The 15,439-nt window shown below is 65.3% G+C and carries 12 protein-coding genes; 8 read left to right on the plus strand and 4 right to left on the minus strand.

What is annotated here, in order from left to right; all coding sequences use genetic code 11:
* Window positions 1-27: 27 nt before the first annotated feature.
* The 5 genes from QRQ56_RS05080 to QRQ56_RS05100 all read left to right on the plus strand — a co-directional run bounded on the left by QRQ56_RS05080 (window position 28) and on the right by QRQ56_RS05100 (window position 5,667).
* Window positions 28-558 (plus strand): YcnI family copper-binding membrane protein, encoded by a 531-nt coding sequence (locus QRQ56_RS05080; RefSeq protein WP_438738025.1) that lies wholly within the window; start codon window positions 28-30, stop codon window positions 556-558.
* The gene (locus QRQ56_RS05085) at window positions 558-2,120 is read left to right on the plus strand and encodes a copper resistance CopC/CopD family protein (RefSeq protein WP_438738027.1); all 1,563 of its coding nucleotides are present in this window, start codon (window positions 558-560) and stop codon (window positions 2,118-2,120) included. The genes QRQ56_RS05080 and QRQ56_RS05085 overlap by 1 nt, the downstream gene beginning before the upstream one ends.
* Window positions 2,121-2,264: 144 nt before the next feature.
* The gene (proS, locus tag QRQ56_RS05090) at window positions 2,265-3,584 is read left to right on the plus strand and encodes a proline--tRNA ligase (protein ID WP_438738029.1); all 1,320 of its coding nucleotides are present in this window, start codon (window positions 2,265-2,267) and stop codon (window positions 3,582-3,584) included.
* Between the two features lie 90 nt (window positions 3,585-3,674).
* Window positions 3,675-4,955 carry a lipoprotein-releasing ABC transporter permease subunit gene (locus tag QRQ56_RS05095; RefSeq protein ID WP_438738031.1) on the plus strand — a complete coding sequence of 427 codons (1,281 nt, stop codon included), beginning with the start codon at window positions 3,675-3,677 and terminating at the stop codon, window positions 4,953-4,955.
* A gap of 7 nt (window positions 4,956-4,962) precedes the next feature.
* Window positions 4,963-5,667, plus strand: coding sequence for an ABC transporter ATP-binding protein (locus tag QRQ56_RS05100; RefSeq protein WP_438738033.1), 705 nt, complete (start codon window positions 4,963-4,965; stop codon window positions 5,665-5,667).
* Between the two features lie 93 nt (window positions 5,668-5,760).
* On the opposite strand, the gene QRQ56_RS05105 is transcribed toward QRQ56_RS05100, so the two are convergent.
* A complete protein-coding gene (locus QRQ56_RS05105; protein WP_438738034.1) occupies window positions 5,761-6,840 on the minus strand; it encodes an alcohol dehydrogenase catalytic domain-containing protein in 1,080 nt (359 codons plus the stop codon).
* 107 nt (window positions 6,841-6,947) lie between these two features.
* Here QRQ56_RS05105 and QRQ56_RS05110 point away from each other — a divergent pair, with 107 nt between their 5' ends.
* Window positions 6,948-7,721 carry a helix-turn-helix transcriptional regulator gene (locus QRQ56_RS05110; protein WP_438738035.1) on the plus strand — a complete coding sequence of 258 codons (774 nt, stop codon included), beginning with the start codon at window positions 6,948-6,950 and terminating at the stop codon, window positions 7,719-7,721.
* A gap of 18 nt (window positions 7,722-7,739) precedes the next feature.
* Here QRQ56_RS05110 and QRQ56_RS05115 read toward each other — a convergent pair whose 3' ends face one another.
* A complete protein-coding gene (locus tag QRQ56_RS05115; RefSeq protein ID WP_438738036.1) occupies window positions 7,740-8,273 on the minus strand; it encodes an isochorismatase family protein in 534 nt (177 codons plus the stop codon).
* Window positions 8,274-8,278: 5 nt separating this feature from the next.
* Window positions 8,279-8,902, minus strand: a complete 624-nt coding sequence (locus QRQ56_RS05120; protein ID WP_438738038.1) for a TetR family transcriptional regulator — start codon at window positions 8,900-8,902, stop codon at window positions 8,279-8,281.
* A gap of 88 nt (window positions 8,903-8,990) precedes the next feature.
* Here QRQ56_RS05120 and QRQ56_RS05125 point away from each other — a divergent pair, with 88 nt between their 5' ends.
* The gene (locus tag QRQ56_RS05125; protein WP_438738040.1) at window positions 8,991-10,541 is read left to right on the plus strand and encodes a 4-hydroxyphenylacetate 3-hydroxylase family protein; all 1,551 of its coding nucleotides are present in this window, start codon (window positions 8,991-8,993) and stop codon (window positions 10,539-10,541) included.
* A gap of 84 nt (window positions 10,542-10,625) precedes the next feature.
* On the opposite strand, the gene QRQ56_RS05130 is transcribed toward QRQ56_RS05125, so the two are convergent.
* Entirely contained in the window at window positions 10,626-11,933 is a 1,308-nt protein-coding gene (locus tag QRQ56_RS05130) for a hypothetical protein (protein WP_438738041.1), read from the minus strand.
* Between the two features lie 308 nt (window positions 11,934-12,241).
* Between QRQ56_RS05130 and QRQ56_RS05135 the strand changes: the two genes are divergently transcribed.
* Window positions 12,242-15,391 carry a GAF domain-containing protein gene (locus QRQ56_RS05135; protein ID WP_438738043.1) on the plus strand — a complete coding sequence of 1,050 codons (3,150 nt, stop codon included), beginning with the start codon at window positions 12,242-12,244 and terminating at the stop codon, window positions 15,389-15,391.
* Window positions 15,392-15,439: the final 48 nt, after the last annotated feature.

Below are 15,439 nucleotides of genomic sequence, written 5' to 3' on the forward strand. Positions count from 1 at the left end.
CTGATACAGACTCTCGAAAGGCTGATCATGTCGAAGCGCTCCTGCCTGCTCCTGGTTGCAGCGTTCGCCGCCTCGCCGGCGGCGGCGCACGTCTCGCTCGAGACCAAGCAAGCCGCGGTGGGCACGTCCTATAAGGCCGTGTTCGTGGTTCCCCACGGTTGCGCGGGCTCGCCGACGGTGAAGATCCGCGTGCAGGTCCCGGAAGGGGTGATCGCGGTGAAGCCGATGCCGAAAGCGGGCTGGACCGTCGATGTCGTCGAGGGCAAATATGCCGCTGAGTACGACTATCACGGCAACAAGCTCTCCTCCGGCGTCAAGGAGGTGGCGTGGTCCGGCGGCAAGCTGCCGGACAAGCACTACGACGAGTTCGTCATGCAGACGGTCCTGACCGACAAGCTCAAGCCGAACACGACCCTGTACTTCCCCGTCGTCCAGGAATGCGAGACCGGCGTCAGCCGCTGGATCGAGATCCCGGCCGAGGGGGCAGGTCATTCGCATGACAGCAAGTCCGAGGGCAAGTCGACGGCGCCGGGCGTGAAGCTGCTGCCGAAACCCTGATGCGCGTCTTCGCCGCGCTCGCGACCATGCTCTTTGCTGCCGGTTTTGCGAGCGCGGCGTTTGCGCATGCGGCGCTGATCGCGGTCGACCCGCCGAGCGGGAGCATGCTTGCGGCCGCGCCGAAGGCGGTGGAGTTGCGCTTCAACGAGCCGGTCACGCCGGGCGCGATCCGGCTGATCGACGGCGCGGGCAGGGCGCGGGACGATACGCGCGTCAGCGCATCCGGCGAGACGATCTCGGTCGCGATGCCGGCTGACCTGCCCGAGGGGACCGCGGTCGTCAGCTATCGCGTGATCTCGCAGGACGGCCATCCCGTCACCGGCTCGGTGATCTTCTCGATCGGCATGCCGACCGCGACGAAGCCGCCTGCGAACGTGGACGGCGGGTTGAACGCGCTGATCTGGCTGGCGCGGGTCGGGCTCTATCTCGGGCTGTTCGTCGGCGTCGGCGGCGTGTTCTTTGCGCGCTGGGTGGCGTGGTCGACGGCCGGCATGGCCGTGCCGCGGGTGGCGCTCGCCATCGGCATCCCCGCTGCCGCAGCGTCTCTGGGCGCATTGGGTCTCGATCTTCTCGGCCTGCCGCTGCCTGCGCTCACGACCGCCGCTCCCTGGAAGGTCGCGCTCGCGACCAGCGCCGGCCCTGCGCTGCTGGTTGCCCTGCTTGCGATGCTGTTCGCGGCGCTGGCGCTGCGCAGCGCCTGGTACGCGCGCGCCCTTGCGATCATGGCGCTGATCGGCGTCGGCCTGTCGCTCGCCATGACCGGGCACGCCGCAACGGCACCGCCGGAGGCACTGACGCGCCCGGCGATTTTCCTCCACGGCCTTGGCGTCGCCATCTGGATCGGTGCTCTCGCGCCGCTGGTTGCGCTGGTGTCGCGGCCGACGATTGCGACCCTTCCGATCGTGAACCGCTTTTCCCGTATTGCTGCGCTTGCTGTCGGCGTGCTGGCCTTGACTGGTCTCGCACTCGCGATCGTGCAGCTCGAAAGGCCGGGAGCTCTGGTCGAGACCCGCTACGGGCTGATCCTGTCGACCAAGCTCGTGCTGGTCACGGGATTGCTGGCGCTGGCTGCGCTCAACCGGTTCCGCCTGACGCCGGCCCTGTCCCGGCCCGAGACGGGGGCGCCCGCGCTCAAGCGCTCGATCCTGCTCGAATGCGGCATCGCGCTGGCCGTCCTCGCCGTGGTTGCCGGCTGGCGCTTCGCGCCGCCACCGCGGACCATCGTTCCCGAGACGCCGCTGGCGATCCACATCCACAGCGACAAGGCGATGTTCCAGGTCCTGGTATCGCCCGGCCGACCCGGCGTCGACGATTTCGTGCTCCAGCTCATGACCGGCGAGGGCACCCCGCTGGCGGCCAAGGAGACGACCTTGACGCTGAGCCTGCCCGAGCGCGGCATCGAGCCGATGGAGCGGAAGGCGTCGCTGGGGCCGGACGGCTACTGGCATGTGCGCAAGGTCGAACTTCCCTTCGCGGGCCGCTGGCATGTACGGATCGACGCGCTGGTGAGCGACTTCGAGCAGATCACGCTCGAGGATGAACTCGACGTCACACCACCGTAATGCGCGGTTCGCGCTGAACTTGAAGTCCGACGGAAAAATGACAGGAATTCCGTTGCCTTAGCGGCTTTTCCTCATTCCCGGTCTTGTGTTTTCGCTCTTAATCCGGTTTCACTGCAGGCCACCACTGATTCCACGAGTATTGCCATGCGGTTGTCGCGCTTCTTTCTGCCCATCCTGAAGGAAAATCCGAAAGAGGCGGAGATCGTCTCGCATCGACTGATGCTGCGCGCCGGCATGATCCGGCAGGAGGCCGCCGGCATCTATGCCTGGCTGCCGCTCGGCTTCCGCGTGCTCAAGAAGATCGAGCAGATCGTGCGCGAGGAACAGGACCGCGCCGGGGCATTGGAACTCTTGATGCCAACGCTGCAGCTCGCCGATCTCTGGCGCGAGAGCGGCCGTTACGACGCCTATGGTCCGGAGATGCTGCGCATCGCCGACCGCCACAAGCGCGAGCTTCTCTATGGGCCGACCAACGAGGAAATGATCACCGAGATCTTCCGCGCCTATGTGAAGTCCTACAAGAACCTGCCGCTGAATCTCTATCATATCCAATGGAAATTCCGCGACGAGCAGCGTCCGCGTTTCGGCGTGATGCGCGGCCGCGAGTTCCTGATGAAAGATGCCTATTCGTTCGACCTCAACGAGGCCGCGGCGCGCGTCGCCTACAACAAGATGTTCGTGGCCTATTTGCGCACCTTCGCGCGGATGGGGCTGAAGGCGATCCCGATGCGCGCCGAGACCGGCCCGATCGGCGGCGATCTCAGCCACGAATTCATCGTGCTGGCCGAGACCGGCGAATCCGGCGTGTTCATCAATCGCGACGTGCTGGACCTGCCGGTGCCGGGCGAGGACGTGAACTACGACAGCGACCTGACGCCGATCATCAAGCAGTGGACCTCGGTCTACGCCGCCACCGAGGACGTCCACGACGCCGCGCGGTTCGAGCAGGAAGTGCCTGAAGAGAAGCGGGTGAACACCCGCGGCATCGAGGTCGGCCAGATCTTCTATTTCGGCACCAAGTACTCCGACGCGATGAAGGCCCTCGTGGCCGGCCCGGACGGCGTCGACGTGCCGATCCATGGCGGTTCCTATGGCGTCGGTGTCTCGCGCCTCCTGGGCGCCATCATCGAGGCCTGCCACGACGATGCCGGCATCAAATGGCCGGAAGCCGTGGCCCCGTTCCGTGTGTCGATCCTCAACCTCAAGCAGGGCGATGCGGCGGTCGATGCGGCCTGCGAGAAGCTCTATGCCGAACTCACCGCCAAGGGCGTGGACGTGCTCTACGACGACACCGACCAGCGCGCCGGCGCCAAGTTCGCCGCCGCCGACCTGATCGGTATCCCCTGGCAGATCATGATCGGGCCGAAGGGCCTCGCCGACGGCAAGGTCGAGATCAAGCGGCGCAGTGACGGCTCCCGCGAGACCATGTCGCCTGCGGACGCGGTCGCAAGACTTGTGGGCTGATAAGGCTGTCCCGCTGAATATTGTTCATCGCCCGATATCGCGGCCGCCAATCCGGCCACATTTGCCCCCGAATCATGGGATTATCGAGCGATGGATGAAACCATGACAGAGACCAAGCCTACCGCGCCTTTCGCGCCCTTCGAGTGGATGTTGTCGGCGCGCTACTTGCGGGCACGCCGCAAGGAGGGATTCATCTCGGTGATCGCCGGCTTCTCCTTCCTCGGCATCATGCTGGGCGTGGCGACGCTGATTATCGTCATGGCCGTGATGAACGGCTTCCGCAAAGAGCTGCTCGACAAGATATTGGGGCTGAACGGCCACATCCTGGTGCAGCCGCTGGAATCGCCGCTGACCGACTGGAAGGACGTCGCCGACCGCCTCAGCCAGGTGAAGGGCATCCGTCTCGCCGCGCCGGTGGTGGACGGGCAGGCGCTGGCGTCCTCGCCCTGGAACGCCTCGGGCGTGCTGGTGCGCGGCATCCGCTCCGACGATCTCAACAACCTCACCTCGATTGCCAAGAACATCAAGCAGGGCTCGCTCGAGGGCTTTGACGAAGGGCAGGGCGTCGCGATCGGCCGGCGTCTGGCCGACCAGCTGTCGCTGCACGCCGGCGACAGCATCACGCTGGTGGCGCCGAAGGGCGCGGTGACGCCGATGGGCACGACGCCGCGCATCAAGCCTTACAAGATCGTCGCGGTGTTCGAGATCGGCATGTCCGAATACGATCTCGGCTTCGTGTTCATGCCGCTGGCGGAGGCGCAGGCCTATTTCAACCGCAGCAACGACGTCACCTCGATCGAGGTGTTCACCACCAATCCCGACCAGATCGTCGCCTTCCGCCAGGCGGTGACGGAGGCCGCGGGCCGGCCTGTGTTCCTGGTCGACTGGCGGCAGCGCAACTCGACCTTCTTCAACGCGCTCCAGGTCGAGCGCAACGTGATGTTCCTGATCCTGACCATGATCGTGCTGGTCGCGGCGCTGAACATCGTGTCCGGCCTGATCATGCTTGTGAAGGACAAGGGCAGCGACATCGCGATCCTGCGCACCATGGGGGCCTCGCAAGGATCGATCATGCGCATCTTCCTGATCACGGGCGCCTCGATCGGCGTGGTCGGCACGCTGGTCGGCTTCGCCGTCGGCCTGGTGATCTGCCTCAACATCGAGTCCATCCGGCAATTCCTGTCCTGGCTGACCTCGACCGAGCTGTTCTCGCCGGAACTGTATTTCCTGTCGAAGCTGCCCGCCGAGATCGACATCGGCGAAACCACCGCGGTCGTCATCATGGCGCTGACGCTGTCGTTCCTGGCGACGCTGTATCCGTCGTGGCGCGCCGCGCGCCTCGATCCCGTCGAAGCGCTCCGGTATGAATGAGGGGCTGATGGAGCAGCAACACGGGGCTGAGGATGTACCGGTCATTTATCTCCACGAGATAAAGCGGCAGTACTTGCAGGGCGAGGTGCCGCTGACGATCCTCGACGGCGCCAAGCTGGCGCTGTGGGCCGGCCAGTCGGTTGCGCTGGTCGCGCCGTCGGGCTCGGGAAAGTCGACGCTGCTGCACATTGCGGGCCTGCTCGAGGCCCCCGATTCCGGCGAGGTCTATGTCAACGGCGCGCCGACCTCGCAACTGCCCGACATCGAGCGTACCCAGCTCCGCCGCACCGATATCGGCTTCGTCTACCAGTCGCACCGCCTCTTGCCCGAGTTCTCGGCGCTGGAGAACGTGATGATGCCGCAGATGATCCGCGGCCTGAAGAAGTCCGAGAGCGTCAAGCGCGCGAAAGAGATTCTGGGCTATCTCGGCCTTGGCGACCGCATCACCCATCGCCCCGCCGAGCTGTCGGGTGGCGAGCAGCAGCGCGTGGCGATCGCGCGCGCGGTGGCCAATGCACCGCGCGTGCTGTTTGCGGACGAGCCGACCGGTAATCTCGATCCGCACACCGCCGATCACGTGTTCCAGGCGCTGATGCAGCTCGTGAAGGCGACCAAGGTTTCGATGCTGATCGCGACCCACAACATGGAGCTCGCCGGCCGCATGGACCGGCGCGTGTCGCTGTCGAACGGCCAGGTGGTCGAGCTCGAGTAAAAAATCGCGAAAACAACCCCATGCACAGTAGCCAAGTACTTGGGCCGACTGACGAAAAAATCGGCGGCGACGGGCACGCCGCGCCGCTGGAACTCAAGGCCTGATCACCGTCAATTTGAACGGCCCGCCATTGGCCGCGGCATGCGCCACGGCCTCGTTGGCGTGGTCGAGGTCGAAGGCCGTCGTCTCGTACTCCTCCAGCCTCAATAGTCCGGCGCGCACCAGCGCAATCAGACGGCTCGCGGCATCCGGCGGATACATCCAGACCCCGTGAATGCTGATGCAGTTCCGCATGATCCAGGGGTAGGGCAGCTCGAGGCCCGCGCCGCCGGCCATGCCGACGCCACCCATCAGCGCGACGCGACCGTAGGCGCGCACTGTCATGATCGCCGCACGCACGACATTCGGGCTCACCGAGGGCGGCATGATGTCGAGCACGCAATCGATCGGCGCGGGCGCCGCGCGCTTCATCGCCTCGCGGTCGTCGTCCTCGTTGCCGGTGATCCTGACCGGCTTTACCCGTGAGCCGAAGCGGCGGACGAGATCGGACAAGATCGCCTCGTTGCGGCCCGGCGTGACCACGCAGGCCGCGCCCATCGCGAGCGCCACCGAGACGGCCGCGCTGCCGAAATTGCCGGTGGCGCCGCTGACCAGCACGGTCTCGCCGGGCTGAAGATTTGCGGCGAGGAAGCCGCCATAGGGCACCAGCGCCGTTCCCAGCGCGCACCATCGCGACGCCTCTTCGGACGTGATCTGGCCGAGCCGCTTCACGTTCTCGGTGGGCACGCGCATCTGCTCGGCAAAGGAGCCGTGGCGGAAATGTTGTTGCAGGCGCATGCCGCCGGGGCCGGCGGCGGTGAGCCCCTGGAGGGCGATGTCGGGCGCCACGACATCGTCGCGCGAGCGCACCGTGGGGTCGCAGAACACCCAATCGCCGACGCTGAGCTTGGTGGCATCCGGGCCGATCGCGCGGACCCGGCCGATGCCGCCGGGACCCGGGATGATCGGCAGCTCGAGCGCGTAATTGCGCGTCCCGTCGAAAACCTCGTTCATGTAGGAGAGGACGCGCGTGGCGACGACGTCAACGATCACTTCGCCGGTGCCGAGGGTCGGCTCCGGCACCTCCTCGATGGCCAGCGGCGATCCCAGGGATTTGAGTACGGCAGCTTTCATGTGTTCACCTCAAAGTCGGGTGATGCCGATATGAGCCGCCTTGGAGGGGCCAGGAAGGCCTGGTATTATCCTAGTATTCACACGGCCCTCCATGCGGGAGCGACATCATGGCTGATCCACGCCGCGTCGAATTCGGCGACTTCCTGCGGTCCCGCCGCGAAAAGCTGTCGCCGAAGGCCGTCGGGCTTCCGATCGGCAGCCGCCGGCGCACCGCGGGGCTGCGCCGCGAGGAGGTCGCCCAGCTCGCCGGCATCGGCGTCGACTGGTACATCCGCCTCGAGCAGGGCCGCACCGTCAGCCCCTCCGTCACCACCATCGACGCGCTGGCCCGCGCGCTTCGCCTCGGCAAAACCGAGCATGCGCATCTGAAGGCCCTGGCGCGCGACAGCGTCAGGGGCACGTTCACGCGCGAGATCGTGCCGGCGCCGATCCGGCGGATGATCGAGAGCCTGCAGCAGCCGGCCTATGTCACCGGGCGGCGCTGGGACGTGCTGGCCTGGAACGAGGCCGCCGAAGACATCTTCGCCTTCGGGCGATTGCCGGAGGAGGATCGCAACACGCTGCTGCTGGTGATGACCAACAAGCAGACGCGGAAATTCTACGGCACCAGCTGGACGGATGTCGCCAGGAGCATGGTCGCGATGTTTCGCGCCACCCATGACGTCTGGGCCGGCGATCCCGCCTTCGCCGAGCTGCTGACGCGGCTGCGCCAGGGCAGCCCGGAATTCGTCAAATGGTGGGAAGCCCACGACATCCGCAGCACGATGTCCGGCCTCAAGACCATGAACCATCCGACCCGGGGTCTGCTCCGGTTCGAGCACACCAGCTTCCAGGCCAACGACGATCCCGCCTTGAAGCTCGTGATCTATACGCCGGTTTAGGCAAGCCGGGTTCGACGCCTATTTGATCAACGCGACCGCTCGCCGGAATTCCGCGTGGTCCGACGTCTGCAGCCATTCGAACACCACCATCTCCGTGGTGACGATTTCCGCGCCGTGGCGTTCCATGCGGCGGACTGCGGTCTCCTTGTCCTGCGGATGCCGCGAGCCGAGCGCGTCGCGCACTACGAAGGTCTTCCGAGACGAGGACAGCAGGCCCAGCACCGTCTGCTGAACGCAGACGTGAGCCTCGCATCCGGCAACGACGATTTGTGCGTCGTGAGGAACGCGGTCGAGAAAGCCGTCCTCCCGGCACGCATCGAAGAACTGCTTGTGGACGAGACGGTCCGTCTCGACGGGCACCTCGTCCACGGTCGCCCCGAGCCCTTTGGCGTTTTGCTCGGTGAACAAGCGGGGGACACCGATCAGCTTGGCAGCCTCGATCAGACGGTTTGCGTTTCTGACGGCGGTCGATCCTTCGTGGATCGCAGGCATCAGGCGCGACTGGAAGTCCACGATGAGCAGAAGCGATCGCCTGGGGTCGATGGTGAGCATGGGTCTCACGCCTCCGTCAGGTGGGCGATGCGGTCTTTGACATAGGCTTCCATCAAATCCGACGCGGACGCACCGAACATCCGGATACGGCCGGTGTGAAGCAGCAACAGCAATCCGGTCGCGTGCGCAAAGCAGTCGACCATAAGGAGATTGGCCTTTTGCCGCGACGCGCCGAGTTCGCTCGCCGCTTCGGAGATCGGGCGCAGCGCGGATTCCAACGCCGCGTTCAGCACCTCGTCGCGTTCATGTCCGAGACCGGCGGGCTTCATGCCTCCGCGGAACAGGTAGAAGCCGAGGTCGAGATCCCGCGGGTTATCGGCATAGAAGCGGAAGAACGCCATTGCCGCGGCCTTCAGGCGCTGCGCTGACGTTCGGGCCTGGGCGACGGCCTGATCCACGGCGGCTCCGAGCGAGGCGAGCGAGGCTTTCAGGACCTCGGCGTAGATCGCCTCCTTGGAGTCGAAGTGGAAATAGAGGGCTGCGGGCGTGTAGCCGGCGTGCACCGCGATCGCCCGCAGGCTGGCGCCCTCCAGACCTTCGGCTGCGAAGACCTGCTTCGCCGCGTCGAGAATGAGCTCGCGCTTGTGCCCGCTGACGGCGGCGCGCCGGCTCTGTCGCTTTTCCACCATCAATTTCCCCGCAGCCTGCTTGACATCATTCTAACATTGTTAAAAATTCTAACAGTGTTCGATTATTCATACAAGAGGGAGCGTGGTCATGCTGATGTCGGGTGCCGACTACCGGGAATCCCTTCGTGCCTACAGACCGCGGGTGTTTGTGAACGGCAGTGCCGTAGCAAGCGTCGCCGACGAGCCGCTGCTGGCGCCCGGCATCGCCGGTGTCGGCGTCACCTACGATTTCGCCCGCAAGCAGGAACATGTGCCGATCATGACGGCGCGGCAGGGTACGTCCGGCAAGGTCGTCAACCGGATGCTCCACATCAACGAGACGTCGCAGGACCTGCTCTCGAAGCTCGAGGCGGTCCGCCTCGTCTGCAAGACCGTCGGCTGCGCGCAGCGTTACCTGACCCACGACGCGCTTAACGGCATCTACCAGGCGACGAGGCTGACGGATGAACGTCACGGCAGCGACTATGGTCAGCGCTTTCTGGCGTATCTCCACGACGTTCAGGACCGGGATCTCACGCTCGGCGTGGCGATGACCGATGCGAAAGGCGATCGTTCGAAGCGCCCCGGCGCGCAGGCCAATCCCGACGTCTATGTCCATATCAGGGAGCGTCGTCCCGACGGCATCGTCATCCGCGGCACCAAGGCGATCGTCACCGGCGCGCCCTACATGCACGAATTTCTGGTCATGCCCTGCCGCACACACAATCCGGAGGACAGGGATTTCGCCGTATGCTGCGCGGTGCCGTGCGACGCGCCCGGCGTCACCATCATTGCCCGGCCGGCCGGGCGTCCGGGCGAGGCATCCGCCAAGTTCTCGGCCAAGTACGGCCAGTCGGTTGGTGTCGTGATGTTCGACGACGTTTTCGTTCCGCATGACCGGGTCTTCCTGGCCGGCGAGACCGAGGAGGGCGGCTTGCTCACGACGAACTACGCGACTCACCACCGGCACTCCTGTATCGGCGCCCGGGCCGGATTCGGCGATCTTCTGATCGGCGCCGGCGCCTTGATGATCGAGGCCAACGGCCTCGACGTCGAGCGGCACGCGCACATCCGCGAGGCCATGGTCGAGCTCATCACCATCACCGAGAGCTTTTATGCCTGCGGCGTGGCCGCGTCGGTCTACTGCTCCAAAGATCCGGCCGGGTCGGTCATGCCCGACGCGGTGTTCTCCAACATCGGCAAGCTGCTGCTGGCCACGAAGATCTACGACATGCATCGGGTGGCGCATTACGTCTCGGGTGGCCTGATCGTCGCGCTGCCGGGGCCGGAGGAGGATCACAATCCGGAAACCGCGGCGTCGCTTGCCGCCGTGATGGGCGGCCGGCCGGACATCCCGGCCGACAAGCGCGCCGAGGTCGCACGCTTTATCGAGGACCTGACGGTCTCGCACGAAGCAGGCTGGTACTCGGTGATCTCGCTGCACGGAGGCGGCTCGCCTGAGGCCATGAAGCGCGAGATCTGGCGCAACTATCCCGTGGTCGAGAAGATGGAGCTGGTCGAAGGCCTGCTCGACCGCGGCCTCGTCGATGAGGGGCGCCGCGTCTCGAAGCAGCCGGGCCGCTGCTGCGCGACCGGCTGCCAGGTGCCCGAGCCTGCGACGCAAGTCGCCGTGCCGGCGCTGGAGGGCTCAGCCGAATAGCACCCGAGCCCGTCAGGGTTCTTCATCGACGTGGAGCGATGCCGGCCTGCTTCAGTTGGTCGAGTGGCAGGAATGCGCGCCGCGCTACGGCGCGGGCGTGGCGGCAGGCGTTGCCTTGACATTCGGCAGGGTGCCACTTGCCTTCCAGGGACTGTCCGTCCAGGGCGTCGGCTGCAGGGAATTCGCCGGCCAGGATTTTGCCGGATCTGCCGCCGCCGCCGTGCACGACGTCCCGAGCTGGGTCCACACCGACGTCAGACCGGTCGTGTCGATGTTGAAGCTCGTGGTGTCAGCCTTTCCTTCCGGCTCCGGCGTGGTCTCCCGGACCTGCAGGGAGTGCGAGGCCAGCACCGCTTTGACCATGTCGGGTTCGACGGCGCCGCTCCAGACCTCGAACTTTCCGAACCGCACCGCAGGCCCACCGGCTTGCTTGCTCAGGTCGGCGCTGGCGGCCATCAGGATTGATTTCTTGACCGTCGCGGCCGCGTCGATCTCGCCCGCGATCATCAGCGGCACGCGCTTCTTGTTCTCGCAATACAGGCGCCATTCCATGGTCCTGAACGAGGCGTCGCTGTCCTTCTTCACCGCGGCGATCTTGCTGATGAACGGCCGTGCTCCCTTTTCCAGCCGCCACATCGTCTCGGCCAGCGGCCGCGTGTCAATGCCGAACCGGTAGAGCTCGGGCCGCGTCAGCACGTGCAGGTTCTCGAATTTCACGGTGCGGATCAGCGCGTCGAGCTCGCGGCTGACTCCCATCGCGACAATGAACGCGGCGCGGTCGCGGTCGGCGCCGGCGATCCGGCGTCGGCGCGCTTCGGCGACCACCTCCGGAGGCGGATTGCCGCTAAACTTCAGGATCAGCCTGGAATTATGCACCGCCAGCGCGGCATCGGGGGCGACCTCGCGAGAGGTCGCGCCGAGAAACAGGTAGCCGCAGGCCGAGTTGCACATCGCATGATAGGTGGTGAGTTCGGCCTCGACCTCGCCGGCCCCGCTCTTGATCTTCTGGCACGCGGCGTCCACCTGGGTGCCCGCCGCGCACGCCGTCACGATCGTCCGCCCAACCCGGGCGATGGCCTTGCGGCTGCGGAGCAAGCGCGCGATGTCGTAGGATTGCTCCACGTTCCCGCCGGGCGAGTGAAGGTAGATCGGGCGCTGCAAATCCTTGACGCCGGCGAGGAAGCGGCGAATGCGCGGAGCAGCGTCCCGATCAATCTCGCCCTCGATCGCGATCCAGCGGTCGCAACCCGGCCCGCACGCATCGGGTGCGCCCTTGGCGAGATAGATCGTCAGTCTGGAGGTAAATCCGGCTTTCTCGGCCGGCGTCCCTTCGGCACGCAATGCACCGGGAAGCGACAGCAGGACCAGGAGAAGCAGGAGGCGGGCGAGCATCAAGTGCGAGACCAAGGAGTGGAATATCGACACCGACGCTACATGACGATTGCCGCGTTCACAACTTGCGGTGGCGCATCGGTTCACGTTTATTTTGTAGCCGTCAGGACCAGTATCTTCACTTCCCCGCGGCGGCAGGGAGCGGAGCCGCGATCCCGCGCCTGCGCCGGAACCTTAATGGCTTCATGAAGTTATCAGGGCGCGCGGATGCCAATCTCTCGCTGTCATCGTCGTTGGATCGAAGCCAATGCCGCAGGATTGCGTTGAACGATATTCGGTGGGACGAGCAAACTGTCGGGGGAAGTCAGATGACATCGACGGCCGGGGAGGACTCGACCGATCGCAATGCCGTCCTGGCCGCTCTCGGCGACTATATCCGGGAAATCGCCAATCCTGACGATCTCGCCTATGCCGCGGCAGAGCTGCTCGGCCGTAGTCTGAAGGTCAGCCGCGCCGGCTACGGCACCGTCGATACATCGGCCGAGACCATCACCATCGTCCGTGACTGGAATGCGCCGGGCATCTTCAGCCTGGCGGGTGTGCTGCACTTCCGCGACTATGGCGACTACATCGAAGATTTGAAGCGCGGCGAGACCGTCATCTGTGCCGATGCGGAGAAGGATCCTCGCGTCGGCGACCGCGCAGCCGCGCTCGAGGCGATATCCGCCCGCGCTCTCGTCAACATGCCGATCTCCGAGCCCGACGGCGTCGTCGCGCTGCTGTATCTCAACAACGCGACACCGCGCGCCTGGAGCACCCAGGAGCTCGAGCTCATCCACGACGTCGCCGAACGCACGCGAACGGCCGTCGAACGGCGGCGTGCCGAGGCGGCGGTGCGGGAAAATGAGAGCCGTCTGCTTTTCCTGGATGCGCTCAACAAGGAGACCGCCACCACCCGCGATGCCGACGGCGTGATGGCGGTGACGACGAGAATGGTCGGTGAGCATCTCGGGGTCTCCAACTGCGCCTATGCCGACATGGATCCCGATCAGGACGGCTTCAACGTCCGCGGCGATTGGGCGGCGCCGGGTGCGATGCATATTCTCGGCCATTACAGCCTGGCTGACTTTGGTGAGAAGGCGGTGCGAGAGCTCGGCGCCGGCAGGCCTCTCGTCATCAACGACAATCTGAAGGAGATCGCGCCGGAGGAAGCGGCCACCTTTCAGAGCATCGGAATAGGGGCGACGATTTGCATGCCCCTGGTCAAGGAAGGCCAGCTCACGGCCTTGATGGCCATTCATCACCGCGGACCGCACCGGTGGACGCCGCGCGAGCTGGCGTTGCTCACGGAGGTCACGGAGAGGTCGTGGGCCCATATCGAGCGCGTTCGATCGGAGCAGGCCGCACGCAACGCCGCCGAACGCCTGGGCCTTGCGAACAAGGCAGCAGGCATCGGCACCTGGGATTACGACCCGGTCAACAACGTTCTTGGATGGGACAATCGTTGCAAGGAGGTGTTCGGTTTGTCGCCGGAGGCCGAGGTGAGCTACGAAGGCTCGTTCCTGAAGGGCATCCATCCGGACGACAGGCAGCGCGCCCATGAGGCGGTGTCCGCGGCCCTGACGCCGGAATCTCCACAAAGCTACAACATCGAATATCGAACCATCGGCATCGAGGATGGTATCGAGCGCTGGATCGCGGCGACCGGCGAGGCGATCTTTTCCGATGGGCAGGCCGTCCGCTTCATCGGGACGGTGCTGGATATTTCGGCGCAGAAGAAGACCGAGCGGCAGCTTAGAATATTGAACGATACCGGCGCCTCGGTCGCTCGCGAGCGCGACCTCGAGAAGATCGTGCAGATCGTGACGGATGCCGGCGTCGAGCTGACGGGCGCCCAGTTCGGAGCGTTCTTCTACAACGTCCTGGCGGCCGACGGCGGCAGCTACATGCTTTATTCGCTGTCGGGCGTGCCGCGATCCGCCTTCGAGAATTTCCCCATGCCTCGCAACACCGCGGTGTTCGAGCCGACGTTCAAGGGCACCGGCGTGGTGAGGTCCGACGACATCCTGCAGGACCCGCGCTATGGCAAGAACACGCCGCGCAAGGGCATGCCCGAGGGACACCTTCCGGTCCGCTCCTACCTCGCGGTCCCCGTCACCTCGCGAACCGGCGAAGTTCTCGGCGGGCTCTTCTTCGGCCATGCAGAGACGGCTAAATTCCAGGCCGAGCACGAGACCGCGTTGGTCGGGATCGCAGGCCACGCCGCCACCTCCATCGACAACGCCCGGCTCCTGACCCGGCTGGAGGCGCTCAATGCCCAGCTGGAGCAACGTGTCGCCGACGAAATCGCCGAACGCATGAAGGCCGAAGAGCAGTTGCGGCAATCCCAGAAGATGGAAGCCGTGGGTCAGTTGACCGGAGGGATCGCCCACGACTTCAACAATATGCTGGCCGTGATCCTCGGCAGCCTGAATCTCGCCAAGCGCCGGCTCGGCAAGGGAGAGGTCAACGTCGACCGCTTCATCGAGGGGGCCATCGATGGTGCAAATCGCGCGGCGACCTTGACGCAAAGGCTGCTCGCATTCTCGCGCCAGCAGCCTCTGGCGCCCGAGGTCGTGGACATCAACAAGATGGTCAGGGGGATGAGCGAGCTGCTGGAGCGGTCGCTCGGTGAGCTGGTTCGCCTCGAGACGGTTCTGGCGGCGGGCCTCTGGCGCGTCAAGGCAGACCCGGCCCAGCTCGAAAGCGCCGTCATCAACCTTGCGGTCAATGCGCGCGATGCCATGCCGAAGGGCGGCCGGCTGACGATCGAAACCAGCAACGCCTCGATCGACCAGAAATATGCGCGCGAATATGCGCTGTCGCCCGGGCAATATGTTCTCGTTGCCGTGACGGACAACGGCACCGGGATTCCGGCCGACGTGCTCGGAAAGGTGTTCGATCCGTTCTTCACGACCAAGGTCGTGGGCAAGGGCACCGGTCTCGGCCTCAGCCAAGTCTACGGCTTCGTGCGGCAGTCGGGCGGCCACGTCAAGATCTACTCGGAAGTCGACGTCGGCACGACGGTGAAGATCTATCTTCCACGTTTCGCGGGCAAGGACGCGGTGTCGACCTCGTCGCAAGGCGTGACGCATCCCGGAGCGAGCCTGCAGAGCGAGACCATCCTGGTCGTCGAGGACGACGAGCGCGTCCGCAGCATCTCCTCCGAAAGCCTGCGCGAGCTCGGTTATAAGGTCATCGAGGCGGCGAGCGCCAGGGAAGCGATCAGGACGATCGAAAACGGTCTCGTCCCGGATCTGCTGTTCACCGATGTCGTCATGCCCGACATGACAGGCGCCGAGCTTGCGGCCGAACTGTCGCGACGATACCCGGACCTGAAGGTGCTGTTCACCACCGGCTACACGCGCAACGCCATCGTTCACAACGGCATGCTCGATGCCGGCAAGCATCTGCTGTCCAAGCCCTTTGCGATAGAGGACCTTGCAGCCAAGGTTCGCAATCTGCTCGACGAGGGTTGAAGGCAGATCGCGCCAGCCCGTCTTTTCCGGTTTGCAAGCCGATCCCAC

Source organism: Bradyrhizobium sp. U531 (genome assembly GCF_051710265.1).
GTDB lineage: Bacteria > Pseudomonadota > Alphaproteobacteria > Rhizobiales > Xanthobacteraceae > Bradyrhizobium.